The following is a 20,114-nucleotide window of genomic DNA, read 5'->3' as shown; positions in this document are numbered from 1 at the left end:
ATTCCCACTCCAAGGAGATGCATGACAATGAGGCTGCCCAGGAATACTCAATTCCGGACGGCCTCATCGTCATTTATCCAACGAAGGAATGCGCTGGATTACGTATCACAATTAGTTCAATGAAGTGCATCTATCCTTGTGATATCCCCGGACGTGAAATCGATTGATCATCACGGAAAGAGGTTCTCATCGGCGTCTATATGGGAACTGCTTCAGGCTTGCATGGTCGCCGATGAATCGCGTGTTGATCACATAGATTATCAAACTGATAATCTGGCCGATCTCTTAGAGCCTGATGGCGAACTGCACTAGAAGTAGTTCAGTGGCTCTCATCCGACCCTCCACATGCAGAGTCAAGATGTTTATGGCCCGTTCGAATCGGGATAGGCGCGATGCGACTAGTCGGACATAATATCGCTCAGTAACGAGACAAAGAGGAGGTGGGACACACGCTTTCCGATGACCGTGGGAATGTCCGTGAGCGGGCACCTGGGCCGCTCCATGTTGAGACAAAGGTGTTCGACCAGATCGTGGAGCCCGTGGCCTACATGTGCTTGAAGTTCAGGTTGTTCCGCGAGGGCACCTCGTTGGCGCGCAGCACGCACCGGCATCGGTCGTGGTCAGCAGCGGCAGCGAAGTCGTCATGCCCGCGACACTACCCGACGTATTGACATCTGTCGATGCATTGACCATCATCAATATGACCCGATCCAACGATATGAACGGAGCACACATCATGAGCGAGAACACCGAACTGCGCGAGCAGGTCCGCGCCCGCTACGCCCATGCCGCGACCGCGGTGAAGTCCGGCACCCGCAACGCCGACCTGCTGGTCGAGGACGCCTGCTGCGGAACCTCCTGCTGCGGCGGCCAGCCCGCCGACCGCGACACCACCCGGCCGGCCAGCGAGGGCTCGTGCTGCGGCGACACCACGCCGGCCGAGCGAGGCTTCGGCGCGGGCCTCTACGACCTGAACGATGCCGACGGGATGCACGCCGCCATCGTCCGCGCCACCAAGCCCACCGCCTGACCCCGGCCGACGAAACCCCCGAGCCTGAACAGGTAGCCGATGACCGCGACCCGACCACCGACCGAGCCCACCGCCGTCATGACAAGGGCGCGTCTCTCGACACTCGACCGCTGGCTGCCGGCCTGGATCGGGCTGGCAATACTCGTCGGCCTGCTGCTGGGCCGGCTCGTCCCCGGCGTCTCCGACCTACTCACCCGCCTAGAGGTCGGCGGTATCTCGGTGCCGATCGGACTCGGACTGCTGGTGATGATGTATCCAGTACTGGCGAAGGTCCGCTACGACAAGATCGCCGCCGTCACCAGCGACACACGCCTCCTGCTCTTATCGCTGGTGCTGAACTGGCTGCTCGGCCCGGCGGTGATGTTCGCCCTGGCGTGGCTGCTGCTGTCGGACCTGCCCGAGTACCGCACCGGCCTCACCCTCGACAAGCGTCTCAGCCTCGGCTACGTCTCCCTCTGGACCGCCCGACGCTGGTTCCACACCAATCCGCACTCAGCAGAATCGAGCCCGTCATGACCAACCGCAAGCCGACCGTCCTGTTCGTCTGCGTCCACAACGCCGGACGCTCCCAGATCGCTGCAGGATACCTCCGCCACCACGCGGGCGACACGATCGAGGTTCGCTCCGCCGGCTCCATCCCCGCCGAGCAGATCAACCCCGCAGCGGTCGAGGTCATGGCCGAGGTTGGTATCGACATCACCGCCGAACAACCCAAAGTGCTCACCACCGACGCCGTTCAAGCCGCCGATGTCGTCATCACCATGGGCTGCGGCGACGCCTGCCCATTCTTCCCCGGCAAACGCTACGAGGACTGGAAGCTCGACGACCCCGCCGGCCAGCCCATCGAGGCCGTGCGCGGCATCCGCGACCAGATCGAGACCCGCGTCCGCGACCTCATCACCCAGCTCACCTAACGCCTGACCCGTACTGCCGCGGGTGCGCTCGACGCACCTGCACCGCATGAAGCTCACCACAGACCCGGCTTCATCGAAGCTCGGAATCCCGGCCATTCCGGTACTTCGATCATCCGACCATGCCGGTGGGAGCCCTGTGATGAACGAGTTCCCCAACTTCGACGGCCTGTCCGGCATCGGCGGCCTCAAGACGGTCATCGGCGCCGCCCTAACCATCGTTTTGGTCATCACGGTCCTCATGATCATCGTCTCCGCCATCATCTGGGCCATCGCCAGCAGCACCGGGAACACCAGCGTCGCCACGAAATCCTGCGCAGGCGTCCTCGTCGCCTTGGGCGCCGCGGTGCTTGCAGGGGCCGGAGTCGCCTAGATCAACTGGCTCATCCAGCTCGCCGAACAACTCTAGGGATGCGGGTTCCTTTCAGTCGGGTTCAAGGACAGGACTCACGCAAGGGCGTTGGCCGCCTCCTGACCTCCCCTGGCATCAGACACAGGACAGCGAAGACTACGTGCTTCGGCCCTCGGACACAGCGCTACGAGCGACACGCTGTCACCCGCTGATTCAGCCGCAGCAGTCAACGTTCCCATCGTAGGTGACGACGATGCCCTCATTCCAAGCCCCGGGAGCACCCGTGCACCTGCTGGTCGACCATGTTCCTCGGCTGCCGCCCACCCGGGGTGGTTCTGATCTTCGGGAGTTCATCGTGAACGACCTCGCATCCGCACTTGTCCAGCTGCCCGCCCTGCTGCCCATGGACATCGACATCAGCCCCAACGACTCCGGCCTGCCCGGGATCTCTCAGCTGCGCACCATCGTCCGCGTCGTCTTCGATCTGCTCGAAGCCACCACCGACGACGAACGCGCGCTCCTGAACACCCAGAAGGAGAAGCTCGACGACGAAGGCCACGTTGACTACGTCCCCACAGATGCCGTCGGCGTGACGATTGCCCAGGCCAGGGTCATACAGCCGCCCGATCTGGGCACGAAAACGAAGCTGCCCCGCCATCAGGCGGGGCAAGCTTCGAATTTCTCATCTTTTGTGGAGCTAAGGGGACTCGAACCCCTGACCCTCTGCTTGCAAAGCAGATGCGCTACCAGCTGCGCCATAGCCCCGTGTGTTACGCGATAGGATCGGTAACTTCGTTCCACACTGCGCGATCTTGGGTCCTGCGCTGGTATTCGAGCCAGCCAGCATAACCTGCAATCGCTGTTAGTGCGATGATCAGAAACTTTTTCATGTTTCCTCTCTCCGTTCCCGTTTCTCAAAGCGAAACGAATGAGGTCTCAACCTTGGTTGATTCCTTCACCGTGGGCCTAGATGGACTCGAACCATCGACCTCAGACTTATCAGGTCTGCGCTCTAACCAACTGAGCTATAGGCCCGCGCATCGCGGTGCTCCCTTTAGGGTGCCGAATTAGATTACAACACCCGATCTTCGGATGTCCAAACGGGCAGCAGCAACGCGACAGGAATCACTATTCGTCAGTGACCGATATACGCAGCCCACCCACGAGCGAGCTGATGAGGTTGTATACGAGTGCCCCAACAGCGCTCAGCGCCGTCAGCAGCACAACGTCCAGAATCGCGATGATCACAGCGAAACTCATCCAACGCCCGAACTCCAGATACTGCATGAATTCAAGTAGTGCCGCCGAATTCAGGGTTTCCAGAAGCCCCTGAAGCTGCGAGAACACGTGGATGCCGTCCAGCACGAACCAGATGATGGCCATGGCAATAACAACCATGAACGCGAACACCACGGATAGCAGGAACCCAAGCTTCACGGCGGACATGATATCCACCTTGGAGATGGTCATCCGGATACGCCGTAGGCCAACAGAGCGCTTCTGAGGCGCGCCAACGCTTGGCGCTGAGGCCCCAGCTACGTTGCCCTGTGAGCTCCCACCCTGAGGAACCGCCGCCTGCGGAGGCATCTGAGTGGTACTTGCCGTTGCGTTGCCACCATCGCCGCCAGCTGCGGGCTTTACCTCTTCAGGTGAGCTCGCTTCGGGGCTGTTTGGGGACTGCTTCTGTTCTTCGCTCATTAATTCTCCGTAGCTAGGGCCTCCACTTGCGCCACTCATGTGGCGTCAAGAGGGCCTATTCGCCGTCTTCCTCTGATTCCTCATCCTCGTGCCCGCCGGCAGCCTTAGGCAAACCGCTCGCGCCAGCTTGGCCCTTATGGGCGCCACCAGCGTACTCGGGCAGGCCGCTCGGCCCCCGGTTACCTTCCTTTGATCCGCCAGCCGCAACTGGAAGGCCAGTGGGACCCTCGTATTCGCGGGATTCTTCAGCGATCTCGGCGCTTTCGTCCTTCTTGTGCTTAGCGTTCATCTTCACTCCGTTGTTCTATCCGCATTGCTTTCGGTGAACTGGTCGTTCCCCTCAGAGATTACCGTCTGCGAATCGTCCATGTCCGTATTCTCAGGTTGATTCTCCACATTTGCGGGCTCAACCTCAAGAGCTGAGTTCTCAAGCTCTTCTTCCAGTTGAGTTTCAACGTTGCGTGCAATCGCGATGATTCGGTCGGATTCATCGGGCCTCGTGAATGTCACACCCTGGGTATTACGCCCGGTGATGCCTACTTCGTCCACGGAGGATCGCGTCACCTTGCCGGATTCCATGATGCACAGAACTTCTTCGCCGGGCTCGGTGATGAGGGCACCCACTAGGTCGCCGCGCGCCTCGGTCAGCTTGGCCACCTTGATGCCCAAGCCGCCACGGCCCTGAACACGGTACTCATCCACCTGTGTACGCTTGGCGAAACCGCCCTCGGTCACAACAAATACCTGGGAATCGGGCCTGATCACCTGCATCGCTAGCAAGGAATCCCCATCCCGGAACTTCATTCCCGTCACGCCCTGAGAGGCGCGCCCCATGGGGCGAAGCGCCGCATCGGTGGCCGTGAACCGCAAAGACTGGCCCTTCCGGGACACGAGAATGATGTCATCTCCCTCGTTGACCAGCGATGCCGCCACCACCTGATCCGTAGAGCCATCAACGTGCTCGCCCAGCCGGATCGCGATTAGCCCGGCGGCCCGTGCGGAATCGTAATCGGAAAGCCGCGTCTTCTTGACCCGGCCGTCCGAGGTTGCCAGAACCAGATAATCGGCCTGATGGTAGTCCTTGAGTGTGATAGTTGAGGCGATGTTCTCCCCCGGCTGGAACGCTAGGAGATTCGCTACGTGCTGCCCCTTAGCGTCGCGCCCGCCCTCCGGAAGCTCATAGCCCTTTGCACGGTACACGCGCCCGAGGTTCGTGAAGAACAGCTGCCAATCGTGAGTGGAGGCTACGCCAAAGTGCTCTACGACGTCGTCGCCCCTAAGCTGGGCCCCGCGAATACCCTTACCACCACGATGCTGGGCCCGGTACTCACTCGCCTTGGTACGCTTGACGAAGCCGCCCCTCGTAATGGTGATAACAACGTCCTCCTCAGGAATGAGATCCTCCACGCTCATCTCCCCATCGAAGGGGAGGATGGTGGTGCGGCGATCGTCCCCGTACTTATCAGCGATCGTCTGGAGCTCGTTAGAGATAATTTCGAGCTGGCGCTCTTCCCTCGCGATGATATCCCGGTAATCCTCAACCTGAGCGAGCTTTTCGTTGTACTCGTCCATGATCTTCTGCCGCTCGAGCGCGGCGAGGCGGCGGAGCTGCATCTCCAGAATCGCGTTCGCCTGGAGCTCGTCGATTTCTAGGAGCTCCATCAATCCGGTACGCGCGGAATCAACTGTTGGGGACCGCCGGATCAGGGCGATTACCTCGTCCAGCATGTCGAGAGCCTTGAGGTAGCCCTCCAGAATGTGAAGCCTCTTCTCGGCCTCACGCAGCCGGTACTCGGTCCTCCGCCGAATCACCTCAAGTTGGTGGGTAACCCAGTGCCGCACGAACCCGTCCAGCGAAAGCGTCCGCGGAACACCATCCACGAGCGCGAGCATGTTCGCGGGGAAGTTGTTCTGAAGTTGGGTGTGCTTATAGAGGTTGTTGAGTACTACCTTCGCGACTGCGTCGCGTTTTAGGACGACGACGATACGCTGCCCCGCACGGCCCGACGTCTCATCCCTGATGTCCGCGATACCGGGGAGCCGACCGTCGCGGATGCCTTCTACCATGCGGTCTAGAAGACGATCGGGATTTACCTGATACGGCAGATCGGAGATCACCAGGCATTGGCGGTTGTTGATCTCATCAACCTCAACCACTGAGCGCTGGGTGATCGAACCATGGCCGGTCCGGTACATATCCTCAATGCCCCGCGTGCCAAGGATCGTGGCGCCTGTGGGGAAGTCCGGTCCCTTGATACGCCGCATCAGTTCGCCCAGCAGCTCTTCCTTGCTGGCATCCGGGTGCTGCAAGTACCACTGCACGCCCTCAGTGACCTCACGGAGGTTGTGTGGCGGGATACGGGTGGCCATGCCCACGGCGATACCCTCAGAGCCGTTAACCAGTAGGTTCGGGAAGCGGGAGGTCAGGACCGTTGGCTCTTGGATTGAGCCATCGTAGTTCGGTTCGAAATCTACCGTGTCCTCTTTGATGTCACGTACCATCTCCATGGCCAACGGTGCCATGCGGGCCTCGGTGTATCGGGGAGCAGCGGGACCCAAATCGCCAGGGGTTCCGAAGTTACCCTGCCCGGAAACAAGTGGATAACGCATTGACCACGGTTGGGTTAGCCGAGCCATCGTATCGTAGATCGCACTATCGCCATGGGGATGGTAGTGGCCCATGACGTCTCCAACAACCTTTGCGGACTTGGAGAAGGAGTTCTCGGGCCGGTAGCCACCGTCATACATCGCGTAGAGCACTCGGCGGTGAACCGGCTTCATGCCATCACGAACATCTGGTAGCGCACGGCCAATGATCACGGACATCGCGTAGTCCAGATAGGACTTTTCCATCTCCCGTTGGAGATCCACGTCCATGATGTTGCCGTGGTTATAGGTACTTGGGGTATTCACTTCATCACTCACGGATTATCAGCCTTAGATGTCAAGGAAACGGACGTCGTGCGCGTTGCGCTGGATAAAGGTTCGGCGGGATTCTACGTCTTCGCCCATAAGAACCGAGAAGGTTTCGTCGGTTGCTGCGGCCTCACCAATCGATACTTGCTTGAGCGTGCGGAAGCTAGGATCCATAGTGGTTTCCCACAGCTCCTCGGCGTTCATCTCACCGAGACCCTTGTAACGTTGGATCCGCTGGGATTCGTCCTTAACGAGGCGCTGTCCATTTGCCTTGCCTTCGGCCAGCTTGTCATCGCGCTCCCGGTCCGAGAACACGTAATCATGTGGGGCGTTCGCCCACTTAATGCGGTAGAGCGGCGGCATCGCCAAGTATACGTGGCCGTTTTCGATCAATGGCCGCATGTAGCGGTATACGAGGGTCAGGAGCAGCGTGGCGATGTGCGAGCCGTCCACGTCCGCATCCGCCATGAACACGATCTTGTGGTACCGCAGTTTGGAGATATCGAAATCATCACCAATGCCCGTGCCAAACGCGGTGATGAGGCTTTGGATTGTGTCCGATCCCAGCGCACGGTCCAACCGCGCCTTCTCCACATTCAGGATCTTGCCACGAATCGGCATGATCGCCTGATGCTCGGGATCGCGGCCATTGACGGCTGAACCGCCGGCCGAATCACCCTCCACGATAAAGATTTCGCACTCTTCCGGCTTGCGGGAGGTACAGTCCTTCAGCTTGCCGGGCATCGCCGCAGATTCGAGCACGCTCTTGCGGCGCGTAGCCTCACGGGCCTTTCGCGCGGCAGCGCGGGCCTGGAACGCCTGAGTTGCCTTCCGGATAATGTCCTTGGCTTCGTTGGGGTGGGCATCCAGCCAATCGGTCAGGTGAATACCCATCTGCTGCTGGACGAAGGTTCGCGCCTCGGTGTTACCTAGCTTGGTCTTGGTCTGACCCTCGAACTGAGGGTTACCAAGCTTCACGGAAATAATGGCGGTGAGGCCTTCGCGAATATCCTCGCCCGAGAGGTTGGGGTCCTTTTCTTTGAGGAGTCCGCGATCGCGTGCGTAGCGGTTCATCACGGAGGTGAGGGCCGCGCGGAATCCCTCTTCGTGGGTGCCGCCCTCAGTGGTGTTAATCGTGTTCGCGAAGGTGTTGACCGTCTCGGAGTAGCCCGAGGTCCACTGCATCGCCACCTCGCACTCGATGTGCGTGTTGGTGTCCTCTTCCTCGAAGTAGATGACGTCCGGATTGACGATCTCCGTCTTCTTCGTGGTGTTGAGGTACTTGACGTAATCGAGCAGGCCACCGGAATACATGTAGGAGACGCTCCGGAACTTCTCTTCCGCGTTCTCCTCGGATTCATCCCCGGTCACTTCATCGCCTGCCGCGGTGGCCGTTGGCCGCTCATCGGTCAGGGTAATGCGAAGGTCCTTATTCAGGAAGGACATTTGGTGGAAGCGCTTGCGCAGCGTCTCGAAATCGTAATCGATGGTTTCGAAGATCTCTGAGTTGGCCCAGAACGTCTGCGTTGTTCCGGTCTCCTCCGTGGTTTCTCCGCGTTCGAGCGGAGCTACAGGAATACCGTTCTCGTACGCAATTCGCCAAACATAGCCATCGCGGCGAACCTCGGTCTCCATCCGGGAAGCCAGCGCGTTCACAACGGATACGCCCACGCCGTGCAGGCCGCCGGACACGGCGTAACCGCCTTGGCCGAACTTTCCACCAGCGTGCAGCACCGTCATAACTACTTCAACGGCCGGCCTATGCTCGGTTGGATGATCGTCCACCGGGATGCCACGGCCGTTATCCGAGACGCGCACTCCACCATCGGCGAGGATTGTGATTTCGATGTGATCGCAGTACCCGGCCAGCGCCTCATCCACCGAATTGTCCACAACCTCATATACGAGGTGATGGAGCCCGCGCTCCCCGGTAGATCCGATGTACATGCCTGGCCGCTTGCGTACGGCTTCCAACCCCTCAAGAACAGTAATGTTCGAGGCATCGTAGGATTGATCGGGGCCTACTTGTCCAACGTGATGGGAGACTTCCGGTAGAATACTGCTGGATTCCTGTGAGACATCATCAGCCACTCTTGGCTACTCCTTCGCATTGCGTCACGGGGCTCATTCTTAAGCCTTGAGGCTCTTTCCACCCCGATCTGGTAGGACCCCACACAAAATAGGGCACGCTCAATTCTAGCGTAAATTACGTGATTTTCCGAGTTATATGGTTGCCCTAACACTCCGAAATGGCACGTAAACATGAGACGTCAGCCACGTTGCATGATAGCTAGACTGAGCGCATGAACGCCGATTCAACCCAAGCCGCCGCCCAAGACCTCCTCACCTCGTTGGGGATCGAGTATCGCGTAGTCCAACACGAAGCCGTCATGACGGTGGAGGAATCCATAACCAAGGGCGTCATGGCTCAAATCGGTTCTGAAGATCACCACGTTCTCAAGAATCTTCTGCTTCAGGAGAAGAAAGGCAACCTCTATCTACTGATCGCCCGCGGGGATCAGCGCGTGGACCTCAAGCTGGTTGCTTCTGAACTGGGATCGAAGCGCCTGAGTTTCGCCAAACCGGAGACCGTTGAAGGAGCCTTCGGAACGCGCTCGGGCGCCGTCTCTCTGTTTGACATGTTGGGGGCCCCAGCTCACGTGAAGCTCGCTATCGATTCCGGTGTTTTTGATCTGACGGGTACCACGGGTTTTCACGCTGGCTCCAACACCTCTACCGTGGTGTTCAAGGTTGCTGATCTGCGCGAAGTGGCCACCGCTATCCAGCCAGATTTCGCATCTGTCCAGATCTAGCCGCGGTGAGCTAGCCGTAGGTATCGCGCGGTCCGCGGCCAGGCACGGAAAACTTCCCGTGCTTCCACGAGGGACGGTAGGGCCCAACCACGTTGATCTCTTTGACCACGCCCTCGCCAACCTCTTGGGCGATGCGCTGATCCAAAGTGGCAAGCACAGCCTTAATCTGAGTTTCCCATGAGGTGGAGGATGCCCGCAGGGTCAGCACCCCATCATCACTGAAAGACTCCACCGTGCAGTGCCGGGCCACGTTCGTCCCCACGATCTCATCCCAACGCGCTGCCACGCCGGCCACCTCTAGGCGCTGGCCCCAGCCCTTGTTTCGCACCGTCCGTTCCAATAGTGCGGAGATCGGCTGAGGATCGCGGCGCGACGGTTTAGCTCCGGATCCAACATCTCCCCAGCCGGGTCCCGGAGAAAACACCTCGGCTCCTAGCGGTTCGCTTTCGCCTTCGCGCTGCTGTTGCTCGCGGGCGCTGGCCACCGCGCTTGGCCGGCGGGTTCGCACCTCACCGTGGGCAAAGGCCGCCTGCCGCACTCGATCAAGCGCCGAAAGAGCCAGAATATCTCCATTCTTCTCGGCTGCCTTGCGCTTGGCATCCTGAACCTTGCTAGCCATCGATTGGCTCCACGATCCCATCGTGCACGAGGAAACGATCCCCGCTCAGTTCCTCGGGCAGATCATCGCCCACCGCGGCCGTCACGAAAACCTGACCAGCCTCCAGTACGGTTTCCGCCAACCGCTTGCGTCGGCTGGCATCCAGTTCCGCGAATACATCGTCGAGGATGAGGATTGGCTCGCCGTCGTCGGCCCATTCCCCTGAAGAATCCTCGCGCAGAAGCTTCCACGCACCCAGCCGCAAAGCCAAAGCGTAACTCCAGGACTCGCCGTGGGAGGCGTAGCCCTTCGCCGGAAGTGTGCCGAGCCCAAGCCGAAGCTCGTCACGGTGCGGGCCCACGAGGTTGATCCCGCGCGCAATCTCCTGGTCCCGCCGCTCAGCCAACGCCGAAAGGAGCTGTACTTCAGTCAAATCGGCGTCTGTCAGATCATCCTCGTGATTCGTGACCAACCGGGCGGCGTCCTCCCCACGATCTGCATCACCAAGTTCCTCGAGTCCGGGCAACGTAAACGCGCCTTTCGTAGCGCTATCGGTGTAATCGATACGCGCGTTTCCAGCCATTCCGGACTGGCCGGAGACTATCTGGTAGTACTCAGTCACGTGCGGGCGAAGGCCTGCCACGATCTGCGCGCGCGCCACCGTGATCTGCGCACCAAGCTTTGCGAGCTGTACATCCCACACATCGAGCGCCCCAGAATCAATACTCCCGCCGCGCCGCCGTTGGGCGCCCAGCGATTTCAGCAGCGCAGCCCGCTGGCGCGCCACCTTCTCGTATTCCGCCTTCACGCCGGCCATTCGCGGCTTCATCTGAATCATCAGATCGTCGAGGAACCTGCGCCGTTCGGCCGGATCCCCGCGTACAAGCTCCAAGTCCTCGGGTGCGAATGTGACGGTACGAACGTGCCCGATCAGCTCCACCGGCCGCACACCACCACGGTTGATCCGCGCCCGGTTGGCGCGGCCAGCAAAGATCTCAACCTCCACGGTGGTGGGCTGTTCACCGTGCACCACCTTGGCCTGAATTACGCCCGCCTGGGCTCCCTGCCGAACGAGCGCGTTGTCCGAGGCCACGCGGTGCGAGGACAGCGTGGCCAGATAACCGATTGCCTCGACAATGTTGGTTTTTCCCTGGCCGTTCTCCCCCACAAAAGTGGTGACGCCGGGACTCAGGTGTAGAACAACCTGCCGATAGGACCGGAAATCAGAAAGGGCTAGATCTGTGAGATACAACGATCCTCTGCCGCCTACCCTCCGTACACGCGAATCGGCATGAGCAGCAGGCGGAAGTCCTCAGAATCCTCTCCGCCTTCTTCCGGCTGTGCTGTCAGAACGGCCGGCTTGCTCGGGTGGGTGAAGGACAAACGGACGAACTCATCGCCCACCGCCGTGAGCCCCTCTTGGAGGTAAGACGGATTGAATGCCATGGCGATATCCTCGCCGATCAGCGTGGCCGGGAGGGCCTCACTGGTCTGGGCGTTATCCCCTTGGCCCGCCTCGAGCACAACCTGACCCTCAGTGAAGGACAGCCGTACCGCGGAATTCTTCTCTACCACGAGCCGGGCGCGCTTGATTGCATCGAGCAACTCTGTTCGCCGGATCGTTGCGTGCCCGTTAGTTTCCGAGGGGAAGAGGCTGCGCACGGGCGGGTACTCTCCTTCGATCAGCCGGGCAACGCTACGCCGTCCGGCGGCCTCAAATCCCACCATGCCTGCGCGACCTGACGTATCAATGGACACGTTTACCTTGCCCACCGAACCGAGCGACTTCGCGATATCGGCAAGCCGCGCTGCCCGGACCAAGATACGCGCCGAGTAATCCTCGTCTGCCGGCTCCCACGTGAGGTCGCGAATGGCCAGACGGTAGCGATCGGTGGCCATAAGTGACACGTTGGATCCGTTGATTTCGATGCACGCGGACACGAGGAGCGGGAGAGTGTCATCGTTGGAAGCGGCCGAAACTACCTGAGTTACCGCCTCCTGCCACGCGGCGCCATCCACGGTTCCTGTAATTTCAGGAAGCGCGGGGATCTCCGGGTAATCCTCCAGAGGCATTGATTGCATGGAGATATGCGAAGATCCGCACACGATCTCCAGCTTCGATCCCACAACTTCTAGATCGATCGGCTTATTCGGCAAGGCCTTCGCGAAATCTGAGAGAAGGCGGCCGTGCACCAAGATTGTGCCTGGCTCATCCACAACGGCCTCGATCACCGCATGAGAGGAAATATCTGGATCGTAAGAACCCAGCGCCACGGTGCCATCCGCATCCACTTCGATGCGGATCCCCGCTAGAACCGGCAGTGAGGGCCGTGTTGGAATGGTCCGGGCAACCCAGGACACAGCGTCTGCAAAAACGTCATGTTCAACGCGAAGCTTCACAGTAAATCTTCTTTCTGACGAAACAATACTGAGATAACTTTACGCGAGATTTCCGCGTTGGTTCCCCGAATCACTGCTCAGGGTGCGCGGGGAACAAACTTGTAATTACGAGAATGTTGATCCGTGGCAGTTATGCGCGTCTTTTTATATGCGATGAGCACCTAGAACAGTTTTTGTAATTCTCTTTGTGGGTGGCGCGGGCGGTCGTTCCAGTCCGAGACAGCTGGAGGAAGTTCTTGAGCCAGTCCGCGATGAGATGTTTCAAATCCAGTTCTTAGTTTAGTAGTAGTTATAGGGCATGTGGAGCTTGTGGAGAGTTGTTCGAATGCGCGAGATCGTTGGGAAAGATTCTCTATTGTAGTGGGGATAACTCGTGCGGGTATCTGTGGATAAACAACGCCGATTGTGGATGAAACAAGGAGTGAGGCAAAGTGTCCACCACTCGAGATGATCTGTCCGCAGTTTTGAGTCTTAGAATCACAAGATATACACAGAGCTTGTGGATAGACCATTTTGGGCGCGCTCATGCGCAAGTTGAGCCGTGGAAGAAGAATTGAGATTTCAGCTTACTCGGGGTGCTGTGCAGCCTGCTTAATGCGGCTGGTCAGCTCGGAGACCTGATTGTAGGTGGTCTGCTTCTGCGCCATCTGCTTATCGATCTTGCGGTAGGCGGTCAAAACCGTTGAATGGTCGCGGCCACCAAAGATCTCCCCGATCTTCGGTAGCGATAGCTCGGTCATCTCACGGCACAGGTACATAGCGATGTGCCGTGCAACCACGATGCTTCGGGAACGGTCCGTAGATGTCAGATCGTCGATCGTGAGCTGGAAGTAGTTCGAGGTTTGGCCCATGATGAGGCTGGCAGTGATCTCGATTGTGTCTGGGTTTGAGATGAGGTCCTTGAGTACCGCTTGCGATTGGGACAGGCTGACTGGCTGGTTCGTGAGGTCGGCCAGGGCGGTGACACGGCGCAGGGCGCCTTCCATTTCACGAATATTCGTGGTGATGTTCGAGGCGATGAACTCGTGGACTTCCCGAGGCACTTCGATGCCATCCGCATTCGCCTTCTTCTTGAGGATTGCGATACGCGTTTCCAAATTGGGCCGGTCAATACTCGCCGTAACACCGGAGTTGAATCGGGAGAGCATGCGTTCCTCGAAGCCGTTGAGGAGGTTCGGCGCAACATCCGAGGTAATAACAATCTGCTTATTGGCATTCGTTAAGGCGTTAAAGGTGTGAAAGAACTCCACCATGGTGTCCTCTTTGCCGCCAATAAACTGAATGTCATCAATCAGCAGGATGTCCACTGAGCGAAACTGATCCTTGAACTCTTTCATCTTGCCGCTTTCCAGCGAATTGATGAACAGGTTAACGAACTCCTCGGAGCTGACGTACCGGATTTTGCTGCGCGAGTAGAGATTCAGGGCGTAGTTGCCAATCGCGTGCATGAGATGGGTTTTGCCCATCCCTGAATCCGAATAGAGGAAGAGTGGGTTGTACGTGGTACCGGGAGACTCGGCCACGGCAAGCGAGGTAGCTGTGGCGAACCGGTTGGAATCGCCAATCACGAAGTTGTCAAAGGTGTACTCGGGGTTTAAGCCGGCTTGCGTCAGAACTGACCGATCCTGCTGGGGACGATATGGCTGATCGCTCTGATAGTGGGAATCCCGGTAACGAACTTCACGTGGATCTTGGTAAGAGCCCTCGTTGGGCGTTGGCGCGACTTCTGGACGGGATTCGGCATAGGACTGCGCGCTATCGGCATAACGCTCAAAGGCCGGTTGCTCTACGCGCCGCAGCTGCTGTTCAGATTCCGGCTGAAGAGCATTGGGCATATCGTTGATGGACGGATCAACTGAGATCATCAGCCGAATGCTGTGGCCGATGATCGCTGAAACTTTGTCCGTCATTCGATCAGCCACATGGTCCTCGATCCAAGACTTCACGAACTCGGAGCCCACGGCAATCATGAAAACATCATCAACGGCAGCCAGCGGATGTGCCATTCGCACAAACGCGGTTTGCGAGTCTGAGAGATCCCCTTCGTCGCGGAGAAGCTCGGTAGCTGCCTGCCATGTTGCCTTGGCCGGGTTGCCGTCACTCATACCTACTCCTCGAACGGTCACCGATGGTGTGGTGGTACATCAATGGCCGGAAAACGAATGCTGTTGCGCGCAAGCATAGCGTGCAGTATCGCCATCTTAGGCGACTCCATATGGTTCTGCACAAAGTTTTATCCACATGCTTGTCCACAACTGTGGAAATTACATCCTTGTCATTACTTCGCTGTGTTTTTGGGTAATCCGGATAGATTCGGGCATATCTGTGGTGGTGGCTGACAGCCCATGCCTGTGGATTTCTCGTGGGCACGTTTCTAAGGTGATTTCGACGGCAGTTTTAATAGCCTTACTAACCTGAGAGACGTATCACCAGAAGCGGCTCATTCATTGACCGATCGGGCACAATTCGCGTAAAGTCGCGTAGTCGAGTGTGCGCTAACGCGTACACAATTTAAGTAACGCGAGCATTGCTCGCCCGATCAACGTGGGAGTACAACCGTGGTCAAGCGGACTTTCCAGCCGAACAATCGCCGTCGCGCCAAGGTGCACGGTTTCCGCAAGCGTATGGGCACCCGCGCGGGGCGCGCAGTACTGGCGAACCGCCGCCGCAAGGGACGCCACTCACTCTCGGCCTGAGCCTTGCTTCCTGCCGACCACCGCATGAGGCGATCGGCGGATTTCGCCATTGCATCTCGCGGGGCGCGCGGAAGGGCCAAGAGGGTCTTGGTATCCGTCGCGAAAGCGCCAGCCGAGTCTTTAGCCGACCTTCACCCTGTGAAGGTCGGCTTCATCGTGCCCAAAAGCGTTGGTAATTCGGTGGTTCGCCATCGGCTTTATCGGCAACTACGGCACTTGATGCGGGATCGGCTCGATCAGTTTGATGCTGGAGATCTGGTGGCGGTTCGGGCATTCCCAAGCGCAAAGGGCTCAACCTCTGTTGAGCTGGGCGAAGATTTAGATGTTGCTCTAAGTAAGGCTTCCAAGAAGTGCCTTGAGGATGATCGTTGATGATCTTTCTCAAGCGTATTCTTGCTTGGCCCATTCGGTGGTATCAAAAGGAGATCTCACCGGGGCTCCCACGGCGGTGCCGATACAGTCCCACGTGCTCTCAGTATGCACTTCAGGCCCTTGAGGTTCACGGCGCCCTGAAAGGTACACTGTTGAGTGCGTGGCGCCTTGTTCGGTGTAATCCCTGGAGTAAGGGCGGTGTTGATCGGGTTCCTGCCCGAGGTGCATGGCCATCCCGACCGCTCGATTACGATGGCCTTATGGCCTTATACCAAGACGAGGATCGCGTACCAAATACGTAGAATCCGATACCTATATACTGAAAAACTTGCCAGATTGATGAGATCCGTGCGGCAAGTAAACACCCGAAGCTCGCAGGCATCCGGCCTGCTGTAAGTGAAAGAGAAGAAGACCCGTCATGGATACTATCCTCGCCCCGATTATGTGGCTCGTTTCGTGGGTCATGTACGGCATCCACTGGGGCCTCACTAACCTTTTTGGGTTGGCCGAAGGCTCCGGACCAGCTTGGGTTCTTTCGGTGGTTGGCCTCACGATCGTTGTTCGGTTGCTCATTTTGCCCCTGTACAACAAGCAGATCAATGCAACTCGCCAAACACAGATACTTCAGCCAGAGATTCAGAAGATTCAGAAGAAGTACAAGGGTAAGAAGGATACTGTTTCTCAGCAGCGGCAGCAGGAAGAGATGTCGGCGCTCTACAAGAAGCACGGCACATCGCCGTTTGCTTCATGTTTGCCGATGCTTGTCCAGATGCCTATTCTGTTCTCCCTCTTCCGGGTGCTCTACGCTTTCCCAAGGATTGCCGAAGGTGAACGCGGACCGCTGGGCCCGATCGATGTGACAACCGCGGAGGCCTTTGAGAACTCAACAGTCTTTGGAGCTCCGCTATCGGCTTCCTTCGGAACTGCTTCAGAGGCTAGCTTGCCGATAAACGTGCGGATCGTGGCGGGCGTACTTGTTGCCTTCATGGTTGTCTCAATGTTCTACACGCAAAAGCAGTTGACGATGAAGAACATGCCTGATTCGGCGATGGATCCCTCGAATCCGGCGTTTAAGACTCAGAAGTACATGCTGTACGGCATGCCGTTCATCTACCTCTTCTCGGGTGCCGCGTTCCAGGTGGGCGTGCTTGTTTACTGGGCCGCTGGAAACATCTGGAATATCGGGCAGCAGACGTGGTTCATTCGTAATAATCCAACCCCAGGCTCTCAGGCTTACCGCGAGCGTCAGGAACGCCTTCGCAAGAAGCGTTTGCGCAAGGGGATGAGCGAAGAAGAGGCCGAAACCCTCGCGCAAGAGGAAGCGGCCGCAGCGGGCGGGCAGCGGCAGCAGCCAATGAGCAAGGAGCGGGCGAAGAAGGCCGGCTTGGAAAAGAACGTGGTTGAATCTCCCGCCGAGGTTGAAGAAGAAGACATTGATCCGTCAGAGGTTCGCGGCAAGGATGGACTCACCGATGCGGAGCGCGCACGTAAGCGTTACGAACGGCGCCAAGCAGAGCGTGCCCGATCCAAGGCGAAGCAGGAGCAGCGCAAGAAGAAGGCGCAGCAGAACAACAAGAAGCGCAATTTCTAGCCTTCGGCTGCGGCCAACGGCATTCTTTTCAAGAAAGTGGAAGTTCTTATGAGTGAGACAACCGATAAGAGTGAGCTGATGAAGCGCCTTGATGAAGAGGGCGATGTTGCAGCGGACTACCTCGAGGAGTTGCTGGATATCGCTGATCTCGATGGCGATATTGAGATCACAGTGGAGGCCGATCGAGCCTCTCTGGCTGTAGTGACTGAGGGCGAACCTGATTCTCGGCTCAAGCGGTTAGTAGGCCGCGATGGCGAGGTGCTTGAGGCCCTTCAGGAGCTGACAAGGCTCGCTGTTCAGTCGGAAACCGGCGAACGTAGCCGTCTCATGTTGGACATTGACGGGTTCCGCGATAACCGCCGTAAGGTCATCTCTGAGATTGCACAGAACGCCGTATCTGAAGTTCAGGATTCCGGCGCGGAAGTAGCTCTGGAACCCATGAATCCGTTTGAGCGGAAGGTAGTTCACGATATCGTTGCCAAGGCCGGTCTTTCGTCTGATTCCGATGGCGTTGGGCCCAATCGTCACGTCGTGATCAAACCTGCAGAGCTGGTTGAGGGCGATTCCGAAGCTGCTGAATAACCGCGAGATCTTATTCGATTAGAGGATAGAGCATGGTGGAATCCGCACCTGCAGGCGGTGCCGGTCACTTTGGAGAGGCGTGGGACGGCCTTGCGGCGTTCGCGGACATGATCGTTCGCGAGGGCGAGAAGCGCGGCCTCGTGGGTCCGCGCGAGCTCGATCGGCTGTGGACGCGTCATATTCTCAACTCGGCTGCCGTTCTGGATTACATTCCGAAAGCGGGATCCGTGATTGATGTTGGCTCGGGCGCCGGATTCCCCGGGCTTGTTGTGGCGATTTGCCGGCCTGAATGCACGGTGACGCTGGTGGATTCGATGGAGCGCCGGTGCATCTGGTTGAGCGACGCTATTGACGAGCTCGGGCTAAGCAACGCCGAGGTTATCAACGCTCGCTCGGAAAGCTTGCCAGCTACCGTTCGTGCCGATGTGGTGACGGCGCGCGCGGTCGCTAGGCTGAAGAAGCTACTTGGTTGGACGATGCCACTTGTAGGAGCTGGTGGATCACTAATCGCACTGAAGGGCGTTTCAGTTGATGAGGAGATCGACGAAGCGGTAGCTGAGCTGAAGCGTTATCGTGCGGCCTTTGCGGATGTCCATGTTGTCCAGCAATTCGGCTCCGAGGAGCGGACTCACGTTCTCGAGGTCCGAAAGAAGGCATAGAAACTCTACTCGAACGAAGATTCGATGCGAATCGTAACTCTGTTTCCTGAAGCGCATCACGAGTTCCGCGATTCGAATGAAGATGTAATAGCGGGCTAGCGAAACGTGTTGGGTCATGTGGCCTGCGGTTGCTGGGACGAATGTTGGTTTCACGTGAAACATGTCTTTGTTGGTGTGGGACGAAGCGGATCTTATTTTGCATCCTCAGAGCATTGGCTGGTATATGTGTTTGGATTAGGCCCGAATGCCGGTTCGCTGATGTTTCACGTGAAACCCTGAGGGCGGTCCCTCAGCATCGCACATCATTGCGCTTCAAAGAATCATGTCCACTCTCAGGGCAATTTGAGAGCTCATTGATCACGATACATGTTGTTGTCTCCTGGCGCCGAATGTCCGCTCGGCAATACGCCGAAGGCGTTAAGCCACAAACCCCAAAGTTGAGGCTCCCAGTTCCTTAGCGAAAGGAACCGGTTTCGGAACCCGTACTAGCGACGCGCATTACTCAACCTCCCCAGCGGTGTTGTCCGAACCGATAGGCTCCGACAACATGGGTACTAGACACAGTGACTATGCCGAAAGTTGTTGATTGTCCGATTGTGAAAGTGTCCCTGCAGAACGGCACTGGATCCGCACAGGCTTTGTATCTATGTTTCACGTAAAACATGTCCAAATGACGAGGGTCATCAGCCTTGATCTACGCTCATCGAGGTTCCGATCGACCACGCCTGAAAATTGCAATCCAAAAATCATGCTCACTAGAGTCTCAGGGTGCCGAGTGCCACGAAGCGGCCCTGTATTTCTTTCAGGCTTGCAAACAGCACGTTAGGGCTCGGCGACGTTAGGTCTTACTAAACCCTAATTCTTACTAGATGTTCCCAAAACAGCATGCTTGAGATTCCTGAAGGGAGTTTCACGTGAAACGATCACGCACGCCCGTGTCAAGGATGACTATCCAAAGATGCGCCACCTTGAATAGCTCAAAACACAGGTGCTCTCGACATTTACCTCCCACGCCGGGGTCGCGTGGCCGACATCAGGGCCGATGTTTCACGTGAAACATCGTCTAAGACAGCGCGGCAGCCAGCTGACTAGTTGTTAGCCGACGCCGTTCTATGCTTAGACAGTGCGTATAGCTCGCCTGCGATCCCTCGTTACGAATCTACCGTTGGCCGCTTAGTCTCACGATTCGACTATTTAGATGGATGTGCGGAGAGCGTGACGGTGTGAGGCGGAATCGATCCCGGGGGGCACCGGACTGCATCGGGTGCATTCTGCGGTCTGCTCGCAGTGGCGCCGCGTCGGGGGAGCCAGTAGATGAGCCAGACGCAATGTTTCACGTGAAACATTCGCCGGGTAGGTGCCTTATAGGGCCGCACATGAAATACATTCGTGTAATTACGGCGCTCGAATTTGGGAAGCACAGAGGTCAATGTTCCACGTGAAACGGCCCTGCAAATTAACGGCGAGTTAATTACCCATCATTTTCGGGTGGTGGG

21 protein-coding genes and 2 tRNA genes are annotated in these 20,114 nt (G+C 57.9%); 11 read left to right on the top strand and 12 right to left on the bottom strand.

The window, feature by feature from the left end; genetic code table 11:
• The first annotated feature begins 550 nt into the window (after positions 1-550).
• The 4 genes from DD236_RS12110 to DD236_RS00215 all read left to right on the top strand — a co-directional run bounded on the left by DD236_RS12110 (position 551) and on the right by DD236_RS00215 (position 2,314).
• A complete protein-coding gene (locus tag DD236_RS12110) occupies positions 551-1,030 on the top strand; it encodes a hypothetical protein (RefSeq protein WP_207785636.1) in 480 nt (159 codons plus the stop codon).
• 39 nt (positions 1,031-1,069) lie between these two features.
• A complete protein-coding gene (locus tag DD236_RS00225; RefSeq protein WP_243409860.1) occupies positions 1,070-1,546 on the top strand; it encodes an arsenic resistance protein in 477 nt (158 codons plus the stop codon).
• The gene (locus DD236_RS00220) at positions 1,543-1,944 is read left to right on the top strand and encodes an arsenate reductase ArsC (protein WP_109092386.1); all 402 of its coding nucleotides are present in this window, start codon (positions 1,543-1,545) and stop codon (positions 1,942-1,944) included. Before DD236_RS00225 ends, DD236_RS00220 begins: the two co-directional genes overlap by 4 nt.
• A 139-nt stretch (positions 1,945-2,083) precedes the next feature.
• Positions 2,084-2,314, top strand: coding sequence for a DUF6112 family protein (locus DD236_RS00215; protein ID WP_109093230.1), 231 nt, complete (start codon positions 2,084-2,086; stop codon positions 2,312-2,314).
• Positions 2,315-2,552: 238 nt separating this feature from the next.
• Here DD236_RS00215 and DD236_RS00210 read toward each other — a convergent pair whose 3' ends face one another.
• The 8 genes from DD236_RS00210 to gyrB form a co-directional block, all read right to left on the bottom strand.
• Positions 2,553-2,963 (bottom strand): hypothetical protein, encoded by a 411-nt coding sequence (locus DD236_RS00210; RefSeq protein WP_133246016.1) that lies wholly within the window; start codon positions 2,961-2,963, stop codon positions 2,553-2,555.
• 22 nt (positions 2,964-2,985) lie between these two features.
• Positions 2,986-3,058, bottom strand: a tRNA-Ala gene (locus DD236_RS00205).
• 5 nt (positions 3,059-3,063) lie between these two features.
• Entirely contained in the window at positions 3,064-3,183 is a 120-nt protein-coding gene (locus DD236_RS12245) for a DLW-39 family protein (protein ID WP_243409859.1), read from the bottom strand.
• A gap of 71 nt (positions 3,184-3,254) precedes the next feature.
• Positions 3,255-3,328, bottom strand: a tRNA-Ile gene (locus tag DD236_RS00200).
• 93 nt (positions 3,329-3,421) lie between these two features.
• The gene (locus DD236_RS12240; protein WP_243409858.1) at positions 3,422-3,991 is read right to left on the bottom strand and encodes a DUF3566 domain-containing protein; all 570 of its coding nucleotides are present in this window, start codon (positions 3,989-3,991) and stop codon (positions 3,422-3,424) included.
• 55 nt (positions 3,992-4,046) lie between these two features.
• Positions 4,047-4,280: a hypothetical protein gene (locus tag DD236_RS00190; protein WP_109092384.1), complete on the bottom strand. Its 234-nt coding sequence runs from the start codon at positions 4,278-4,280 to the stop codon at positions 4,047-4,049.
• Positions 4,281-4,282: 2 nt separating this feature from the next.
• Positions 4,283-6,868 (bottom strand): DNA gyrase subunit A, encoded by a 2,586-nt coding sequence (gene gyrA / locus DD236_RS00185; RefSeq protein ID WP_109093228.1) that lies wholly within the window; start codon positions 6,866-6,868, stop codon positions 4,283-4,285.
• 60 nt (positions 6,869-6,928) lie between these two features.
• The gene (gene gyrB, locus DD236_RS00180; protein WP_109093227.1) at positions 6,929-8,965 is read right to left on the bottom strand and encodes a DNA topoisomerase (ATP-hydrolyzing) subunit B; all 2,037 of its coding nucleotides are present in this window, start codon (positions 8,963-8,965) and stop codon (positions 6,929-6,931) included.
• Positions 8,966-9,210: 245 nt separating this feature from the next.
• Here gyrB and DD236_RS00175 point away from each other — a divergent pair, with 245 nt between their 5' ends.
• A complete protein-coding gene (locus tag DD236_RS00175) occupies positions 9,211-9,720 on the top strand; it encodes a YbaK/EbsC family protein (RefSeq protein ID WP_109092383.1) in 510 nt (169 codons plus the stop codon).
• 10 nt (positions 9,721-9,730) lie between these two features.
• On the opposite strand, the gene DD236_RS00170 is transcribed toward DD236_RS00175, so the two are convergent.
• The 4 genes from DD236_RS00170 to dnaA form a co-directional block, all read right to left on the bottom strand.
• Positions 9,731-10,339, bottom strand: a complete 609-nt coding sequence (locus DD236_RS00170; protein WP_109092382.1) for a DciA family protein — start codon at positions 10,337-10,339, stop codon at positions 9,731-9,733.
• Positions 10,332-11,570 (bottom strand): DNA replication/repair protein RecF, encoded by a 1,239-nt coding sequence (gene recF, locus DD236_RS00165; RefSeq protein WP_109092381.1) that lies wholly within the window; start codon positions 11,568-11,570, stop codon positions 10,332-10,334. Before recF ends, DD236_RS00170 begins: the two co-directional genes overlap by 8 nt.
• Before the next feature lie 14 nt (positions 11,571-11,584).
• Positions 11,585-12,718, bottom strand: coding sequence for a DNA polymerase III subunit beta (gene dnaN / locus DD236_RS00160; protein ID WP_109092380.1), 1,134 nt, complete (start codon positions 12,716-12,718; stop codon positions 11,585-11,587).
• Positions 12,719-13,284: 566 nt separating this feature from the next.
• Entirely contained in the window at positions 13,285-14,823 is a 1,539-nt protein-coding gene (dnaA, locus tag DD236_RS00155; protein ID WP_109092379.1) for a chromosomal replication initiator protein DnaA, read from the bottom strand.
• 453 nt (positions 14,824-15,276) lie between these two features.
• Here dnaA and rpmH point away from each other — a divergent pair, with 453 nt between their 5' ends.
• From rpmH to rsmG, 6 genes are all read left to right on the top strand, one after another.
• Entirely contained in the window at positions 15,277-15,414 is a 138-nt protein-coding gene (rpmH, locus tag DD236_RS00150; RefSeq protein ID WP_109092378.1) for a 50S ribosomal protein L34, read from the top strand.
• 3 nt (positions 15,415-15,417) lie between these two features.
• Positions 15,418-15,786 (top strand): ribonuclease P protein component, encoded by a 369-nt coding sequence (locus DD236_RS00145; protein ID WP_109092377.1) that lies wholly within the window; start codon positions 15,418-15,420, stop codon positions 15,784-15,786.
• Positions 15,786-16,088, top strand: a complete 303-nt coding sequence (yidD, locus tag DD236_RS00140) for a membrane protein insertion efficiency factor YidD (protein ID WP_109092376.1) — start codon at positions 15,786-15,788, stop codon at positions 16,086-16,088. Before DD236_RS00145 ends, yidD begins: the two co-directional genes overlap by 1 nt.
• A gap of 116 nt (positions 16,089-16,204) precedes the next feature.
• Positions 16,205-17,377: a membrane protein insertase YidC gene (yidC, locus tag DD236_RS00135; RefSeq protein WP_109092375.1), complete on the top strand. Its 1,173-nt coding sequence runs from the start codon at positions 16,205-16,207 to the stop codon at positions 17,375-17,377.
• A gap of 48 nt (positions 17,378-17,425) precedes the next feature.
• Positions 17,426-17,959: a Jag family protein gene (locus DD236_RS00130; RefSeq protein WP_109092374.1), complete on the top strand. Its 534-nt coding sequence runs from the start codon at positions 17,426-17,428 to the stop codon at positions 17,957-17,959.
• Positions 17,960-17,991: 32 nt separating this feature from the next.
• Positions 17,992-18,618, top strand: coding sequence for a 16S rRNA (guanine(527)-N(7))-methyltransferase RsmG (gene rsmG / locus DD236_RS00125; RefSeq protein WP_109092373.1), 627 nt, complete (start codon positions 17,992-17,994; stop codon positions 18,616-18,618).
• Positions 18,619-20,114: the final 1,496 nt, after the last annotated feature.

It is taken from the genome of Ancrocorticia populi (genome assembly GCF_003123745.1).
Taxonomy (GTDB): domain Bacteria; phylum Actinomycetota; class Actinomycetes; order Actinomycetales; family Actinomycetaceae; genus Ancrocorticia; species Ancrocorticia populi.
Note: the sequence above shows the minus strand (reverse complement) of the source record. Positions and strands in the feature narration are given on the sequence as shown.